The organism is Streptomyces sp. VNUA24, from assembly GCF_029167005.1.
Classification (GTDB): Bacteria; Actinomycetota; Actinomycetes; order Streptomycetales; family Streptomycetaceae; genus Streptomyces; species Streptomyces scabiei.
Genome location: NZ_CP119143.1, coordinates 1,217,270 through 1,233,934, shown reverse-complemented (window position 1 = coordinate 1,233,934; position 16,665 = coordinate 1,217,270). Strand labels below are relative to the sequence as shown.

Below are 16,665 nucleotides of genomic sequence, written 5' to 3'. Positions count from 1 at the left end.
GTGCGCGGGGATCAGACCGCCGTCGTTGCCTTTCCGGTTTCGATGTCCTCCGCGGGCTTCAGCCGCGGGATCAGCGCGCAGGCCAGGAGTCCGAGCACGGCGAGACCCGCGCCGAAGAGCATGGCGTTCTTGTATCCGGCGTCGAGGTAGAAGCGGGTACCCTGCGCCACCATGCTCTTCTGGGAAAGGATCACGTAGACGAGCTGGGTGATCACCGTGGTGAAGACGCCCTGGATCATGGCGTGCAGTCCGTTGGCCGTGGCCTGCTCCTCGGGAGTGACGGCCTCGATGATCAGGACCGGCACCGAGGCCACGACGAGGCCCATGGCGATGGCGGTGAAGGTGCCCAGCAGCGCCAGCTGGACGTCGGTGTAGTGCCAGTTCCGCTGAAGCAGGAACCCGACCGCGGCGAACGCGGCGCCGAGGGCCAGCGGCAGCCGTGCGTCGACCTTGCGCAGCGCGACGCCGGTACCGAAGCCGATGAGCAGGATGAGGATGCTGGCGGGGATGCCGATGACCGCGTAGTGCGTGGCGGTCATGCCGAGGCCGTCGGAGACGCCGGGGATCTTGGGGAAGAGCACCAGCAGCTGCCCGATCACACCGGTGCCGTACATGGTTGCGGCGATGAGGGCCGTGGCCAGCATCATGGTCCACACCGACTTGCGCGCCATCATGCTCAGGTCGAACAGGGGGTGCGCCACCTTCAGGTCGGACACCACGTAGAGCACCACGGCGGCGACACCGCCGAGCATGAACGCCAGCGCGCCGGTGTCCGTCCAGCCCCACTCGCCGCCCTTGCCGATGCCGTAGGTGAGAAGGCCGGCACCGCCGCCGAGGAGGGCGCCGCCGAGCCAGTTCACCTTCGTACGCGCTGTGCGTTGCGGCGTCTCCGGTACGACGAACAGCAGGAGCAGCAGTCCGATGGCGGTGGCGATGGTCAGGGACCACATCACCCCGCGCCATCCGAAGCTGTCGATGACCCAGCCGGTGAGGAAAGGGCCGCCCAGGGCCACGAAGGCGATACCGCTGCCGATCATGCCGCTGGCCGCGCCCACGTGCTTGGGCGGGAAGAGCTCACGCACACTGGCGTAGGCGAGGGCGCCGATCGGGCCGTAGAAGCCTGCGATCCCCCGCCCGATGAGGAGCATCTCGTAGTTGGTGGCCAGTGCGGCGACGATGTCACCGGCGAGGCCGAGCACCGAAAGGACGATCATGACGTTGCGCTTGCCGTAGAAGTCGGCGAACTTCACGACGAACGGCATGATCACCGTAGCGACCAACGCGTTGACCAGGATGAACCAGGCGATCTCCGTGGTGCGGAAGTGCAGCGCGACGGAGGCTTGGGCGTTACCGCCGAGCAGGCCGGCCAGCGACAGCAACTGGGTGGGCCACATCAGCGCGAGGGCGATGAGGGCGAGACGTGCCCCCATTCCGGCTCTGGGGGCTTTGTCCGCCGATGCCTGTGTGGTCGAGGGTGGCGGCGAAGACGTGCTGGAAGAAGACACGGCGGTGTGGCCTCTCTTCGAGGTAGGGGTGAGCGGCGGTTGTGTGACCGATGACCTCGTCGTGGCGGTGGGGGAGGTTCGTACGGACGAACGACGCAGTCGAGGGATGTGGGCGACAGTGAAACTGTCTCCGAGAATTGGAACCTTTCAATCCCAGTGGCGGCCATGGTGGGAGTCACGCTCCGCTGTGTCAACCCGTCCGGACCAAGCCGTCGAATGCGAGGTGCGAACAGGGTGCACAGGCTGGAGCGGGCCTCCCGTGAGCCCCTGGACCTGCCCGATCCACAGTGAACGAGAAGTTCACATGACGGAAACCTAGCTACGTTCGGGATTCGTGGCTAGGGTTTCGGCCATAACATTTTTGAGTCGCCATCTGGATCTTCGATCGTTCCCGCAGTGCGAGCAATCTCCTGTATGTCATCGATGAATCGTTTCAAGGTCGACTCGTGAGTCAAGCGAGCACATGGTCGTGCCAGGTATGAGAGTGAGGACCACAGGTGAGTCAGGAAACCCTCGGCCGGACGGATGTGGTGGCCGATGTCCGTTTCGAGCATGTGCGCGATGCGCTCGGCCTCGGAACTGGTAGCCCGAGGCTGTCGTGGACCACGCTGACCCAGGGCCGGGACTGGACCCAGACGGCGTACGAGATCGAGCTGACCGTCCCCGGCAGCGACGGTCCGGCCGAAACGGCGCGGGTCGAGTCGGCCGACTCCGTCCTGGTGCCCTGGCCCTTCGGGCCGCTTCAGTCGCGCGACCGGGCCACTGTCCGCGTCCGCGTCACCGGCTCAGAGGGAGGGGTCTCGGCGTGGAGCGAGCCCGCGGTGGCCGAGGTCGGTCTGCTCACCCCGGGCGACTGGTCGGCCGTCTTCGTCACGCCGGACTGGGACGAGGACGCTCAGACGGACCAGCCCTCCCCGTTCCTGCGCCGCGAGTTCGACGTACGGGGGCCCTTGCGCCGGGCCCGGCTGTACGCGACCGCCCTAGGTGTGTACGAGGCGGAGATCAACGGCACCCAGGTCGGTGACCACGTGCTCGCCCCGGGCTGGACCGCGTACGACAAGCGCCTGCGCTACCAGGCCCACGACATCACCGAACTGCTGCGCCCCGGCCGCAACGCCCTCGGCGCGATCCTCTCCGACGGCTGGTTCCGCGGCCGTATCGGCTTCGACGGCAAGACCCGCGCCGTCTACGGCGACCGGCTCGCCCTCCTCGCCCAACTGGAGCTGGAGTACGAGGACGGGACGACCGAACGGATCACGACCGACGACTCCTGGCGGGCCGCCACCGGCCCGGTCGTCTCCTCCGGCCTCTATGACGGTGAGGCCTACGACGCCCGCCTGGAACGGTCGGGCTGGTCGGAGCCCGGCCACGACGAGTCCGGCTGGCGCGGGGTACGCGTGCTCGAACGCGACCTCGGCACCCTCGTGGCGCCCGACGGGCCGCCGGTGCGCCGCGTCGAGGAGATCGCCCCTGTCTCGGTGACCACCACCCCGTCCGGTAGGACACTCCTGGACTTCGGACAGAACCTGGTCGGTCGGCTGCGTCTGACCGTGTCCGGTGAAGCCGGCAGTGTCGTCACCCTGCGCCACGCGGAGGTTCTGGAGGACGGGGAACTGTGCACCAGGCCGCTGCGCACGGCCGCCGCGACCGACACCTACACCCTGCACGGGGAGGGTGCGGAGACCTTCGAACCCCGGTTCACCTTCCACGGATTCCGCTACGCCGAGATCACGGGACAGCCCGACGACTTCGACCCGACCGCGGTGCGCGCCGTGGTCCTGCACTCCGACCTGGAGCGCACGGGCTCGTTCGAGTGCTCCGACGATCTCGTCAACCGGTTGCACGAGAACGTGGTGTGGGGCATGCGGGGCAACTTCCTCGACGTCCCCACCGACTGCCCGCAGCGCGACGAGCGGCTCGGCTGGACCGGTGACATCCAGGTCTTCTCGCCCACCGCCTCCTACCTCTACGACAGCGCCGGCTTCCTGGGTTCCTGGCTGGCGGATCTCGCCGTCGAGCAGGGGGCCGACGGAGTGGTGCCGTTCGTGGTGCCCCGGGTGGGCGTGGCCGGTGCCGACACCCCGACCGCGGCCTGGGGGGACGCGGCCGTGTTCGTGCCCTGGGTGTTGCACGAGCGCTATGGCGACACGGGTGTCCTGGCCGCCCAGTACGGTTCGATGCGGGCCTGGGTGGAGCACGTGGCCTCGCTCGCCGGTGACAGCCGGTTGTGGGACAGCGGCTTCCAGTTCGGTGACTGGCTCGACCCCACGGCCCCCGCCGGGCGGCCGGACGGCGCCGCGACCCCGGGCGAGCTGGTCGCCACCGCCTACTTCGCCCGCTCCACCGAACTCCTCGCCCGCACCGCCGAGATCCTGGGCCACTCCGCGGACGCCGCGCGCTACGGTGCGCTGGCCCAGGAGGTGAGAACGGTCTTCCAGACGGAGTACGTCACAGGCGCGGGCCGCATGATGTCCGACGCGCCGACCGCGTACGCCCTGGCGATCTGCTTCGAACTGCTGGACTCCGAGGAGCAGCGCGCCCGTGCCGGCGAGCGACTCGCGAAGCTGGTCCGCGGCCACGGCCACAAGATCGCCACGGGCTTCGTCGGCACGCCGCTCATCTGCGACGCATTGACTCGCACAGGCCACGCCGACACCGCGTACCGTCTGCTTCTCCAGCGGGAGTGCCCGTCCTGGCTCTACCCCGTCACCATGGGCGCCACCACCATCTGGGAGCGCTGGGACAGCCTGTTGCCCGACGGCACCGTCAACCCGAGCGGGATGACTTCCTTCAACCACTACGCGTTGGGCGCCGTCGCCGACTGGCTGCATCGAACGGTCGCCGGGCTCGCCCCGGCAGCCCCCGGCTACCGCCGACTGCGGATCGAGCCCCGCCCGGGCGGCGGACTCACCCACGCGGGCGCGAAGCTGCGCACCCCGTACGGCGAGGCGGAGGTGTCCTGGACCCTGACCGGGACGGAACTGACGGTCGAGGCCCTGGTGCCGCCCAACACCACCGCCGAGGTGGTCCTGCCCGAGGGATCCGACACCGTCGAGGTCGGATCGGGCCGCCACAGCTGGACGGTTACCCTCACATCCGAGGTGGTCGAACTGCCCCCGCTGTCGGTGGACATGGACATCGATGCCCTGATGGACCGAGAGGAGGCAGCGCGCGCCTTCAAGGACCTGCTGATCTCCTACATCCCGGAGGCGGCCGAGTTCATCGAGGGTGGATCGGGGCCCGCCCCCGCCGGCACCACGGTCAGGACGATCGCGGGAATGGTGCCGAACACCGAGAAGTTCCTGGCCGACCTGGAGGAGAAGTTCGCGGAACTGGAGGGCCGGGCCTGACGGCCCGCTGCCCAGGGGTGTTTCGAAGGTTCCGCACCGCACAGGACCTTCGAAACACCCCTAGCGGGAGGCCGGCTTCCGGAGCAGGAGTGCGGAGACCGGCGTGGGCAGAACACGCAGCGTGCGGACCAGCGTCGCGGTGCGCCAGGGGAAGTACGCCTACGCCGGTTCCCTCTCCAGGGCCCGTACGACATGGCGTGCCGCTCGCTCTTGGCTTTTGGCTGATCTGGAAGGGCTTGGGCAGCCCGTCGCCACTGATCCTGTCGGTGGCGACGAAACCGGGGTGGATCGAGGTGAACCGGATATTCCGTGGCGCCAGCTCGACACGCGCCGCGTCGAGGAGCGTCCGCGCCGCGGCCTTCGCCGCCGAGTAGGGGCCTTGACGGGGGAAGGCCGATCAACCCCGCCAGTGAGTTGGTGTGCGCGATCAGGCCTCCGCCCCGCTGGTCACGCATCTGTCCGATCAGCGGGACGAGGTAGTTGACCAGCACGTCGTAGTTGAGTGCCATGATCCGTGATACGTCGGCCACGGAGACCCGGTCCAGCGACATGTCCGGGCCTTGACCCGCGTTGAGCAGTGCGACGTCGACGCCTCAGAACTCCGCGACGGCGGCCCTCACCACCGCGGCAGCAGCCTGCGGGTCGAGAGCGTCGGCGGGGACGGTCAGACAGGCGCCGTCCGCCGCCCGTACCGCCTCCGTCACCGCGGCCAGTTCGGCGGATCGCCGCGCCGTGAGGACGAACCGATTGCCTCGGCCGACGAGTCGGCGCGCCACTTCAGCGCCGATGCCCGACGAGGCGCCGACGATCAGCATGGTGCTGTCCGTGATCCTCGCCATGGTGTTCCCTTGTTCGCAGGGACGGCGGCCCCGGGGCGTGTCGGCCTCGTCCTCGCAGTGTTTCAGACCTGCCGGTCCGCGGCGGCGTCACCCCGACGAGAAGGTGGCCGGCGCAGGAGAGGCAGGAAGACATCCACCCGGGTGCCCTGGCCGGGGGTGCTGTCGAGACGGACCCGGCCGCCGTGCAGTTCCGTGACGGCGGCGACGATGGACAGGCCGAGCCCGCTGCCGCCGTCGGCCCGGCTACGGCCCTTGTCAGCACGGTAGAAGCGGTCGAATACGTGGGCGACGGCGTCCTCGGGGATGCCCGGCCCCTCGTCCTCGACCCGGAGCAACGCCCTGTCGCCGACCGTGCGCACCTCGACCCGGCAGGCGGTGCCGGTGCCGGTGTGCATACGGACGTTGCCGAGAAGGTTGGCCAACAGGCTGCGCAGTTGCGCCTCGTCGCCCAGGACGATCACCCCGGGGGCGATGCCAGGCCGCAACGGGCGGGTCGGTTCGACCGTGGCCGCGTCACGGCAGGAGTCGCGGGCGATCCGGCTGAGGTCGACCGGCTCCAGGTCCGTCTCGTCCTCCTCGTCGAAGCGGGCAAGGGCCAGCAGGGATTCGACGAGCCGCGTCATACGGTGGATCTCGGACAGCATGCGCTCCACGGCGTCGTCGACCGCAGCCGTGTCCGGCAGTGCGCCCCGCTGGTACAGCTCGGCGTAGCCTCGCAGGGACTGCAGCGGGGTGCGCAGTTCGTGCGAGGCGTCGGCCACGAACTGCCGCATGCGGTCCTCGGACCGTTCGCGCGCGACGAGGGCGGCCTGGATCTGGTCGAGCATCCGGTTCAGCGCCTCGGCGAGTCGGCCGACCTCGGTGTTCGGGGCAGTGGTGGCCACGGTGAGCCGGTGTCCGAACTCGCCGGCGGCGATCGCGTCGGCGGTGTCCGCGGCCCGCTCCAGAGACCGCAGTTCGCGGCGCACCACCGCCGTGCTGCCCACGGCCACACCGGTCAGTCCGGCCAGTTCGACGGTCACGATGACGGCCGGGTCCCCGCTGACGACCCAGGCGAACGCGGTGGCTGCCATCGCGTTCGCGCACAGGGCGGTGACGAGGGCGCCGAGCCTGGTCCGCAACGGCCACTGCCGTACACGGCTCAGCACTGCGGCTCCCGGATGCTGTAACCGACGCCGCGCTGGGTGTGGATCAGCGGTGGGCCGAGCGGGTCGAGTTTGCGACGCAGGTAGCTGACGTAGGTGGCGACCACGGTGTCGTCGCCGTTGAAGCCGTATGACCAGACATGCTCCAGGAGCTGGGCGCGCGGGACGACCCGTTCGCTGTGCAGCATCAGGTAGCGCAGCAGCCGGAACTCGGTCGGGGAGAGGTCCACACGGGTCCCGGCGCGCCGCACGGTGTACGTGGCCGCGTCCAGTTCCAGGTCGGCCACCCGCAGTACGGGGCCGTCCCTGTCGGTACGCCTGCTACGACGCAGCACGGCGCCGATCCGGGCGGCCACCTCGTCGAGACCGAACGGTTTGGTGATGTAGTCGTCACCGCCCGCGGAGAGAGCCCTGACCAGATCCTGCCGGGTGTCGCGGGCGGTGAGGAAGACCACGGCGTGCGGCAGACCGTCGGCCCGCAGCCGGCGCATCACCTCGAAGCCGTCCCCGTCCGGCAGCATGATGTCGAGCAGGATCAGCTCGGGCAACAGGTCCCGTGCCGCGGTCAGGGCCTCTTTCGCCGTGGCGGCCGTGTGGACCTCGTATCCGATGTACCGCAGGAAACGGCCGACGGTGTCCAGGATCGCCGGCTCGTCGTCCACCACCAGCAGTCGTCCGAGCGGCGGCCGCTGCGCGACGGCTCCGGTGGAGGCCAGGTCACTCATCTCGTTGCGTCTCCCCTCACCACGCCCTGTCCTGGTGTCGATTCGATCATGCCGGACCGTCGCCGTTCCGTTCCATGGGAGTTCTGTGTGAAGACCGGCTGCCGGAGGCCGTTTCCGCGGGACACAGGGTTCCGCGTTCCTAGCCTGGATCACACAGATCGCTTCTCCGTTCCTGGCCTTCGGGAGTTCTTGCGTGTCCACGCTCTTGTACCGCCTGGGCCGTTTCGCCTATCGGCGTAAATGGTCCGTCATCGGCGCCTGGTCCGTCCTGCTTCTCGTGGCGGTAGGCGCCGCACTCGGCTTGATGAAGCCGTTCGCTGCAGCCACCACCATTCCGGGAACCGAGGCCCAGCGCACACTCGACGTGGTGCGCGCGGAGTTCCCCTCGGACGAGGAACACACCACCGGGACGATGGTCTTCCGGGCACGGGACGGTGCGACCGTCAGCGCCGGAGACAGTGCCAAGGCCGTGCACCGGGCCGCCGGTGAGGCTGCCGGCGTGCCGGGCGTGACCGCGGTCGTCGCCCCGGACGCGCAGGCCGGAACGGTGTCGGCAGACGGCCGCACCGGTATCGCCCGGCTGACCTTCTCCGTCAAGAAGGGCGACGCCCTGCCCGCGGCCACCGAGCAGGGCGTCGAGAAGGCCGCAGCCGAGGCCCGGCATGCCGGGTTGGTCGTGGAACTGGGCGGTGACGCGTTCTCCCATGCCGAGGTCGAGGTGATGGGGCCCGGGGAGGCCGTGGGTGTACTGATCGCCCTGGGTGTGCTGGTGTTCGTCTTCCGCTCCCTTCGCGCCGCGATCATCCCGGTGGCCACCGCGCTCGTCGGCGTGGCCGTCGGCGTGCTGGGTCTGTTGTCCCTGACAAGCGTCGTCACCATGGACAGCACATCGGTCATCCTTGCCGTGATGCTCGGACTCGCCGTCGGCATCGACTACGCCCTCTTCATCGTCTCCCGCCACCAGACACAGGTCAGGGACGGTATGGATCCGGAGGAGTCGGCCGGGCTCGCGACCGGCACGGCGGGCGGCGCGGTGGTGTTCGCGGGTGCCACGGTCGTGATCGCGTTGGCCGCCCTTTCTGTGGTGAACATCCCCTTCCTCACGGTGATGGGGCTCGGCGCCGCCGGTACCGTGGTGGTGTCCGTACTGATCGCCGTCACCCTCCTCCCCGCCGTGCTGGGGCTGATGGGCGCGGGCATCGCCACCAGCCGGGTGCCGGTGCTGCGTCGTTCCACGGAGCGGGCCGCCCGTCGGACGGACCGTACGACCGCGGGCCTTCGCTGGGCCGCCCTGGTGGCGCGGCGCCGCTCGACCGTGCTCGTGCTCTCTCTCCTGGCCTTGGGAACCCTCGCAGTCCCGGCCGCCGACCTACGGCTCGGGCTCGGCGGCACTCAGGACCCCGACACCTCCGCCGCCCGCGCACAGAAGCTCGTCGACGACGGCTTCGGGCCCGGCTACAGCAGCACCCTGGTCGTCCTGGTCCAGGGCGGGAAAAAGACGACGGTGTCCACGGCCGAGGAACTCACCTCGATCGTGAAGAGTCTGCCCGGCGTGGCCGCCGTGTCGCCCGTGGTGCCGGCGGCGTCCGGCGACGCGGCCCTGATCAGCGTCACACCCTCCAGCGGTCCCGAGACGGACGCCACGAAGCGGCTCCTGGCCGGGATCCGACACGTCCGTGACGCCATCGAGGCCCGCACGGACACGGACATCAACGTCACCGGCACCACCGCGGTCAACATCGACGTGGCGGACAAGCTCTCCGCCGCCCTGCCCGTGTACTGCCTGCTGGTGATGGGCCTGGCGCTCGTGTTGCTGATCGTGGTCTTCCGCGCGATCGCCGTACCTGTCAAGGCGGCCCTGGGTTTTCTGCTGTCCCTGGGCGCCTCCCTGGGCGCTCTGGTGGCGGTGTTCCAGTGGGGCTGGCTGTCCGGCCTGCTCGGGATCAAGGACACGGGCCCGGTGCTGAGCTTCCTGCCGATGTTGCTCGTGGGGATCCTCTTCGGCCTGGCGATGGACTACGAAGTGTTCCTCGTCTCGCGGATGCGTGAGGAGTACGTGGCCGGGCGGTCGGCCACCGACGCCACGATCAGCGGTTTCGGGCACGGTGCGAAGGTCGTCACCGCTGCCGCCCTGATCATGATCGCCGTCTTCGGGTCCTTCGTCTTCGCCGATATGCAGGTCATCAAGGGGATGGGATTCGCCCTCGGTGTCGGTGTGCTGCTGGACGCGTTCGTCGTCCGGATGGCCTTGGTGCCGGCGGTGATGGCTGTCCTCGGCGACCGGGCGTGGTGGTTGCCGAGGTTCCTCAAGCGATCCCTGCCCGACGTGGACATCGAGGGGGAGCGGCTGACGCGCCGGATGGCCGGTACGACCTCGGTGCCGGGCCCGCGCCCGCAGCAGGAGGAAACCGAGCGGATCACCGCCCGCGCGGGCGGTCGAGGCGAGTAGGCGGCGCCCCGGGGTGTCGGTGGTCGGTGGCCCCGGCTTCCTGTGTCGGACATGGCCGGGTGGGCCCCGCCGACGGCCGCGACGTTCAGTCGGCCACGATGACCACTTCCAGGGTTCGCGGCCCGTGCACTCCTTCGACCCGGTCGAGTTCGATGTCGCTGGTCGCCGACGGGCCGGAGATCCACGTCAGCGGGCGGGCGGGATCGAGACGGGGCAGGGCCTGAGGCACGGATGCCACGACCTGGTCTGCCGCACGAACGACGCAGATGTGCAGGTCGGGGACGAGAGTCAGGGCACGGCGGCCCTGCCCGGGACCACAGTCCAGAACGATGGTCCCGGTCTCCGCGATGGCCAGGGCACAGCCGGTGACCACGGCGTCGATGGCGTCGAGCTCGTACGGGGACAACGAACCGTCGTCAGCAAGCTGTTCCGCGTCGGTGGTGGCCAGCCACGCGGACGGCAACCCCGGTGGGACTGCGACGCTGCCGACCCCGTGTCGGGCGAGCAGACGACCGATCAGGGCCGGGAGTTCGTCCTGAGAGGTGCGGTGGACCACGGCCCGGTAGTCGGTGAGGTTCTCGTGCAGGAGATCTAGGATCGTGGCGGGCACGTCCGGGGTGTGGCTGACGAGGTAGTCGCGGGAGATCCGGGGGACATCGGGCGCGCCGACGAGCGCGCTTCGTACGCGGGTGAGGATCCGGTCACGGGAGGTGGTCATGGGCGGTTCTTCCTCCACCAGTCGCGGAACGGTTCGGCGGGCATCTTCGGCAGGTCGCGACTCTCGGTCCACTGACGGGCGCCGGGGAACGGGAGCCGGTTGGGATGCAGCCCACGGGTCTTGGACGCGAGCCGTTCACCGGCTGCGAGCGCGGCCGGACGGTCGAGGACCCAGCCCGCCGCCTTGATCGCGGCCCTTTCCAGCCGGTGCCCGGCTCCACCCTGATCCGCGACCCGTTCCCGTAGATGTACCAGCACCTCGGGGATGTCGATGGCGACCGGGCACACCTCGTAGCAGGCGCCGCACAGCGAGGAGGCGTACGGCAGGGAGGCGTCGATCTCGCTTGCGGTGCCCCTCAGCTGGGGGCTGAGGATGGCGCCGATCGGGCCCGGGTAGACCGAGCCGTACGCGTGGCCGCCGGCCCGCTCGTACACCGGGCAGACGTTGAGGCAGGCCGAGCAGCGGATGCAGCGCAGGGCCTGGCGGCCGACCTCGTCGGCGAGGGTGTCGGTGCGGCCGTTGTCGACGAGGACGAGGTGGAAGGTCTGCGGGCCGTCCTCGTCGGTGGTGCCGGTCCAGGTGGAGGTGTAGGGGTTCATGCGCTCGGCGGTGGAGGAGCGGGGGAGGGTCTGCAGGAACACCTCCAGGTCCTGCCAGGTGGGCACGATCTTCTCGATGCCGACGACCGAGATCAGGGTCTCGGGGAGGGTGAGGCACATCCGGCCGTTGCCCTCGGACTCCACGACCACCATGGTGCCGGTCTCGGCGACCATGAAGTTGGCGCCGGAGATGCCGACCTCGGCACGCAGGAACTTCTCCCGCAGATGCAGCCGCGCGGCCTCCGCCAGCTCGGCGGGCGTGTCGGTGAGGCCCTCGGGGGCCGGGCGGCCCCACGCGGCCATCTCGCGCGCGAAGATGTCCCGGATCTCGCCCCGGTTGCGGTGGATCGCGGGGACGAGGATGTGCGAGGGCCGGTCCTTGCCCAGCTGGACGATGAGTTCGGCGAGATCGGTCTCGTAGGCGCGGATGCCCTCGGCCTCCAGCGCCTCGTTCAGCCCGATCTCCTGGGTGGCCATCGACTTGACCTTGACGACCTCGCTCTGGCCGGTCGCCTTCACGAGATACGTGACGATCCGGTTGGCCTCGTCCGCGTCGGCGGCCCAGTGGACCGTGCCGCCCGCCGCCGTGACCGACTCCTCCAACTGCACGAGATAGCGGTCGAGATGGCGGAGCGTGTGGTCCTTGATCTGCTTTCCGGCCTCGCGCAGCGCGGCCCAGTCGGAGACCTCCGCGACCGCGGCGGCGCGCTTGGCGCGGATGGTGTGCGTGGCGTGGCGCAGATTGCCGCGCAGCGTCGTGTCGTGGACGGCTTCGTGCGCGGCCTTCGGGAAGGACGGCATGCCGAGATACGTCCCGCTCATGCGAGGGGCTCCTCTTCCGTGCTCGCCAGGATCTCCGCGATGTGGACGGGCCGGACGGCCGTGCGCAGCCGGGTCATCGTGCCGCCGAGGTGCATGAGACACGAGTTGTCGGCCGCGCACAGCACCTCGGCGCCCGTCGACTCGGCGTTGCGCACCTTGTCCGCGCCCATGGCCGCCGAGACATCGGAGTTCTTCACGGCGAAGGTGCCGCCGAAGCCACAGCACTCGTCGGCCCCCGGAAGCTCCACCAACTCCAGCCCCTTCACGGCCCCGAGCAGCCTGCGGGGTCTGTCGCCCAATCCCAACATGCGCAGACCGTGGCAGGAGGGGTGGTAGGTCACCTTGTGCGGGTAGTACGCGCCGACGTCCGTCACGCCCAGGACGTCCACCAGGAACTCGGTCAGCTCGTAGGTACGGGGCACGAGCGACGCGGCGGCGTCGGAGAGGTCCTCGCCGCGTCCTTCGGCGCTGGCCCGGGCACCGATGCGCGGGTAGTTGTCCCGTACCATCGCGGCACAGGATCCCGACGGGGTGACCACGTGCTCGTAACCTTCGAAGGCACGGGCCATACGGCGGACCAGCGGCTCGGTCTCCCGGCGATAGCCGGTGTTGAACTGAGGCTGACCGCAGCAGGTCTGTGCGGCGGGGAAATCCACCTCCACGCCGAGACGTTCGAGCAGCTTGACCGTGGCGATGGCGGTGGACGGGTAGACGGCGTCGTTGACACAGGTGGCGAAGAGCGCGACGCGCATCACGAGTCCTTTCCGGTGGGCGAGATCCTGGCCTCGGCGGCGTCCCAGACAGCCCTGTCGCCCCGAGGGGCGTACCGCCGCAGATGCTGGGTGTCGGCGACGAGTCGACGCATCGCGGGCAGGTCGCCGACCAGGCCGGCGGCCCTGGCCTGCACGAGGATGTTACCCAGAGCGGTGGCCTCGGTCGGGCCGGCGATCACGGGAAGGCCGGTGGCGTCGGACGTCAGCTGGCACAGCAGGTCGTTGCGGGAGGCACCGCCCACGAGGTGGACATGGGTGATGTCACGGCCGGCCAGTTCGGCGGCCTGGCGGAGCGTGCGGCGATGGGCCAGCGCGAGGCTCTCCAGGATGCAGCGGACCACGGCCCCCTGAGTGCCGGGCACCGGTTGGCCGGTGCGACGGCATTGCTCCCGGATACGTTCGGGCATGTCGCCGGGCGGGAGGAAGTCGGGGGAGTCCGGATCGACGACCGCCGCGAACGGCTCGGCACGGGCCGCGTCGGCGAGCAGGCTGGGGATGTGCGAGGACAGGCCCTGCGCGGTCCAGGTGCGCCTGCACTCCTCCAACAGCCACATCCCCATGATGTTGCGCAGATAGCGGATGGTGCCGTCGACACCGCGCTCGTTGGTGAAGTTCGCGGCCCGGGAGGCCTCGGTCAGGACCGGGCTGTCCAGTTCGAGACCGGCCAACGACCAGGTGCCGCAGGAGATGTAGGCGAAGTGGGGCTCCGTGGCCGGCACGGCGACGACCGCGGACGCGGTGTCGTGCGAGGCGACCGTGGTGACGGGCGTGTCCGCCACCAGCCCGGTGTAGGCGGCGACATGCGGCAGGACGACCCCGGCCGGGTCGCCTGGCGCGCGCAACGCCGGTAGCAGCCGGGGATCGATGGAGAGGCGGTCGAGCACGTCCTTGGACCAGGTTCCGGTTCGTGCGTCGAAGAGCCCGGTGGTGGAGGCATTGGTCTCCTCGGCGCCGATCGATCCCGTCAACCAGTGGACCAAGAGGTCGGGCATGAGCAGCAGCGTGCGGGCCGAGGCGAGCCGGGCGCCTCCCGTTTCGGAGGCGAGTTGGAAGACGGTGTTGAACGGCAGATGCTGCAATCCGGTGATCTCGTACAGCTCCGTGGGCCCGATCTTGGACCAGACCTGGTCGGCGATCCCGTCGGTACGGCTGTCCCGGTAGTGGAAGGGGTGGCCGACCGGTGAACCGAAGGCGTCGAGGAGTCCGTAGTCCACGGCCCAGGTGTCCACGCCGACGGAGCTGACGTCGCCGGCGCGGGCCGCTTCGCGGAGCCCGTCGAGGATGCCCTGGAACAGGGCGAGGGCATCCCAGCGCAGCCCGTCGGGCAGCTGGACGGGGGTGTTGGCGAACCGGTGGGCCTCGGTCAGGTCGAGGTTGTCCGGTCCGACCCGGCCGAGGATGACTCGTCCGCTGGTCGCCCCGAGGTCGACGGCCGCGAATGCGGAGGGAAAGGCGGAGGACGGAGGGACGGTGCTCACGTGGTGTACCTCTGCGGGATGCGCGGTTAGCCGAGGGGAACGGGTGAGGCGGAGGCGCCTCGGGGGTGGGACGATGCCGGACGCCGGTCCGCGCGCCTGGGGCCACCGCACGGAAACGGCGGTGCCAGGCGCGCTCGTGGAGCGTCGACCGTCATCGGAGGAATGCGGCGGCCACGCCGGCGTCGACCGGGACGTGCAGACCGGTGGTGTGCGTCAGTTCCCCGCCCGTCAGTGCGAACACCGCGTTCGCCACGTGCTCGGGGAGCACCTCGCGCTTGAGGATGGTCCGCTGCGCGTAGAACTCGCCCAGCTTCTCCTCCTCGATCCCGTAGGTGGCCGCCCGCTGGGCGCCCCAGCCGGCCGCGAAGATCCCGGAACCGCGCACCACACCGTCGGGGTTGACCCCGTTGACGCGGATGCCGTGCTCGCCCAGCTCGGCGGCCAGCAGCCGTACCTGGTGGGCCTGGTCGGCCTTGGTGGCGGAGTACGCGATGTTGTTGGGACCGGCGAAGACGGCGTTCTTGGAGGCGATGTAGACGATGTCACCGCCCAGCCCCTGCGCGATCATCACCCGGGCCGCCTCACGCGACACCAGGAACGACCCGCGGGCCATGATGTCGTGCTGGAGGTCCCAGTCCTTCGCCGACGTCTCCAGCAGCGGCTTGGAGATCGAGATACCGGCGTTGTTGACGACGAGATCGACCCCGCCGTAGGCCAGCGCGGCGGTCTTGAACGCCTCGGCGATCTGCGTCTCGTCCGTCACGTCGACGGTCACCGCGACGGCCTTGTCCGCCCCGCCCAGCTCCTCGGCGACGGCGGCGGCGTTCCCGGCGTCGAGATCGGCGACGACGACACAGGCGCCCTCGGCGACCAGCCGGTGCGCGATGGCCTTGCCGATCCCGCTGCCCGCGCCGGTGACCAGCGCGATGCGGGTCGCCAGGGCCTTCGGCTTCGGCATCCGCTGGAGCTTGGCCTCCTCCAGCGCCCAGTACTCGATGCGGAACTTCTCCGACTCCTCGATCGGCGCGTACGTCGACACCGCCTCGGCGCCGCGCATCACGTTGATCGCGTTGACGTAGAACTCGCCGGCCACCCGCGCGGTCTGCTTGTCCTTGCCGAAGCTGAACATGCCCACGCCCGGGACCAGCACGATCGCCGGGTCGGCGCCGCGCATCGCGGGGGAGCCGGGCCCGGCGTGCCGCCGGTAGTAGGCGGCGTACTCCTCCCGGTACCCGGCGTGCAGCTCCTTGAGCCGGGCGATCGCGGAGTCCAGGTCGGCGGTGGGCGGCAGGTCGAGGACCAGCGGCCGGACCTTCGTCCGGAGGAAGTGGTCGGGGCAGGAGGTGCCCAGCGCGGCGAGCCGGGGGTGCTCCGCGCTCGCCAGGAAGTCGAGGACCACGTCGGAGTCGGTGAAGTGCCCGACCTGGGCCCGGTCCTGCGAGGCGATCGCCCGGACGTGCGGGGCGAGTGCGGCGGCCCGCTCCCGGCGCGCGGCGGCTTCGAGGGCCTGGTACCCCTCGACGACGGGCCCGAACGGCTCCGCCTTCCCCTTCTCCTCAAGGAACCGCTCGGCGGTCCGGATGATGTGCAGCGAGTTCTTCTCGCACTCCTCGGCACTCTCGCCCCAGGCGGTGATGCCGTGCCCGCCGAGGACACACCCGACGGCCTGCGGGTTCTCCCGCTTCACGGCCGCGATGTCCAGCCCCAGCTGGAACCCGGGACGCCGCCACGGCACCCACACCACGCTGTCCCCGAAACACTCCGCGGTCAGCTTCTCCCCGTCCACCGCACAGGCGAGCGCGATCCCGGAGTCGGGGTGCAGATGATCGACATGGGCGGCATCCACGAGCCCGTGCATCGCGGTGTCGATCGACGGGGCCGCGCCGCCCTTGCCGTGCAGGCAGTAGTCGAACGCGGCCACCATCTCGTCCTCGCGCTCCACCCCCGGATACACCTCGACCAGCGCCCGCATCCGGTCCAGCCGCAGCACGGCGAGCCCCGCCTCGGTGAGCGTCCCGAGGTCGCCCCCGGACCCCTTCACCCACATCAGCTCCACCTCACCCCCGGTCACGGGGTCGGTGTCGGTCCCCTTCGCCGACGCGTTCCCCCCGGCGTAGTTGGTGTTCCGCGGATCGGCACCGAGCCGACGAGAACGGGCGAGCAGGGCTGCGGCTTCGGGATGGGTTGCCATGTGCGATCAATCCTTACGGTGAGACGGGGTACGGGGTGGGCGGTGCGGGTGTGGGGCGCGGGGTCCAGCTC

General features: G+C 70.2%; 11 protein-coding genes and 1 pseudogene. 2 read left to right on the top strand and 10 right to left on the bottom strand.

All coding sequences use genetic code 11. The annotated features are described in order from the left end of the window. Nucleotides 1-11 precede the first annotated feature (11 nt). Nucleotides 12-1,430 carry an MFS transporter gene (locus PYR72_RS04890; protein WP_275454067.1) on the bottom strand — a complete coding sequence of 473 codons (1,419 nt, stop codon included), beginning with the start codon at nucleotides 1,428-1,430 and terminating at the stop codon, nucleotides 12-14. A gap of 572 nt (nucleotides 1,431-2,002) precedes the next feature. Here PYR72_RS04890 and PYR72_RS04885 point away from each other — a divergent pair. Beyond that, entirely contained in the window at nucleotides 2,003-4,855 is a 2,853-nt protein-coding gene (locus PYR72_RS04885; protein ID WP_275454066.1) for an alpha-L-rhamnosidase, read from the top strand. On the opposite strand, the pseudogene PYR72_RS04880 reads toward PYR72_RS04885, so the two are convergent. The 4 genes and pseudogenes from PYR72_RS04880 to PYR72_RS04865 all read right to left on the bottom strand — a co-directional run. Next, nucleotides 4,767-5,186: pseudogene (locus PYR72_RS04880) on the bottom strand (hypothetical protein); the annotation flags it as partial. The gene PYR72_RS04885 and the pseudogene PYR72_RS04880 overlap by 89 nt on opposite strands. A gap of 262 nt (nucleotides 5,187-5,448) precedes the next feature. Then, nucleotides 5,449-5,694, bottom strand: coding sequence for an SDR family NAD(P)-dependent oxidoreductase (locus PYR72_RS04875; protein ID WP_275454065.1), 246 nt, complete (start codon nucleotides 5,692-5,694; stop codon nucleotides 5,449-5,451). Between the two features lie 62 nt (nucleotides 5,695-5,756). After that, nucleotides 5,757-6,842 (bottom strand): HAMP domain-containing sensor histidine kinase, encoded by a 1,086-nt coding sequence (locus PYR72_RS04870; RefSeq protein ID WP_275454064.1) that lies wholly within the window; start codon nucleotides 6,840-6,842, stop codon nucleotides 5,757-5,759. Beyond that, nucleotides 6,836-7,564: a response regulator transcription factor gene (locus PYR72_RS04865; protein ID WP_275454063.1), complete on the bottom strand. Its 729-nt coding sequence runs from the start codon at nucleotides 7,562-7,564 to the stop codon at nucleotides 6,836-6,838. The genes PYR72_RS04870 and PYR72_RS04865 overlap by 7 nt, the downstream gene beginning before the upstream one ends. Before the next feature lie 193 nt (nucleotides 7,565-7,757). Here PYR72_RS04865 and PYR72_RS04860 point away from each other — a divergent pair, with 193 nt between their 5' ends. Continuing rightward, complete coding sequence (locus PYR72_RS04860) at nucleotides 7,758-10,013, top strand: MMPL family transporter (RefSeq protein ID WP_275454062.1); 2,256 nt, start codon at nucleotides 7,758-7,760, stop codon at nucleotides 10,011-10,013. A gap of 85 nt (nucleotides 10,014-10,098) precedes the next feature. Here PYR72_RS04860 and PYR72_RS04855 read toward each other — a convergent pair whose 3' ends face one another. The 5 genes from PYR72_RS04855 to PYR72_RS04835 form a co-directional block, all read right to left on the bottom strand. Continuing rightward, entirely contained in the window at nucleotides 10,099-10,731 is a 633-nt protein-coding gene (locus PYR72_RS04855; RefSeq protein WP_275454061.1) for a lactate utilization protein C, read from the bottom strand. Then, the gene (locus tag PYR72_RS04850) at nucleotides 10,728-12,152 is read right to left on the bottom strand and encodes a LutB/LldF family L-lactate oxidation iron-sulfur protein (protein WP_275454060.1); all 1,425 of its coding nucleotides are present in this window, start codon (nucleotides 12,150-12,152) and stop codon (nucleotides 10,728-10,730) included. Before PYR72_RS04850 ends, PYR72_RS04855 begins: the two co-directional genes overlap by 4 nt. Beyond that, entirely contained in the window at nucleotides 12,149-12,904 is a 756-nt protein-coding gene (locus PYR72_RS04845; protein ID WP_275454059.1) for a (Fe-S)-binding protein, read from the bottom strand. The genes PYR72_RS04850 and PYR72_RS04845 overlap by 4 nt, the downstream gene beginning before the upstream one ends. After that, a complete protein-coding gene (locus tag PYR72_RS04840) occupies nucleotides 12,904-14,403 on the bottom strand; it encodes a rhamnulokinase family protein (protein ID WP_275454058.1) in 1,500 nt (499 codons plus the stop codon). Before PYR72_RS04840 ends, PYR72_RS04845 begins: the two co-directional genes overlap by 1 nt. A gap of 151 nt (nucleotides 14,404-14,554) precedes the next feature. Then, nucleotides 14,555-16,594 (bottom strand): bifunctional aldolase/short-chain dehydrogenase, encoded by a 2,040-nt coding sequence (locus tag PYR72_RS04835; RefSeq protein WP_275454057.1) that lies wholly within the window; start codon nucleotides 16,592-16,594, stop codon nucleotides 14,555-14,557. Nucleotides 16,595-16,665: the final 71 nt, after the last annotated feature.

Coding starts and splice junctions, on each gene's coding strand:
- PYR72_RS04890 (WP_275454067.1), bottom strand. CDS start 1,430: ATGGGGGCACGTCTCGCCCTCATCGCCCTCGCGCTGATGTGGCCCACC.
- PYR72_RS04875 (WP_275454065.1), bottom strand. CDS start 5,694: ATGGCGAGGATCACGGACAGCACCATGCTGATCGTCGGCGCCTCGTCG.
- PYR72_RS04865 (WP_275454063.1), bottom strand. CDS start 7,564: ATGAGTGACCTGGCCTCCACCGGAGCCGTCGCGCAGCGGCCGCCGCTC.
- PYR72_RS04855 (WP_275454061.1), bottom strand. CDS start 10,731: ATGACCACCTCCCGTGACCGGATCCTCACCCGCGTACGAAGCGCGCTC.
- PYR72_RS04850 (WP_275454060.1), bottom strand. CDS start 12,152: ATGAGCGGGACGTATCTCGGCATGCCGTCCTTCCCGAAGGCCGCGCAC.
- PYR72_RS04845 (WP_275454059.1), bottom strand. CDS start 12,904: ATGCGCGTCGCGCTCTTCGCCACCTGTGTCAACGACGCCGTCTACCCG.
- PYR72_RS04835 (WP_275454057.1), bottom strand. CDS start 16,594: ATGGCAACCCATCCCGAAGCCGCAGCCCTGCTCGCCCGTTCTCGTCGG.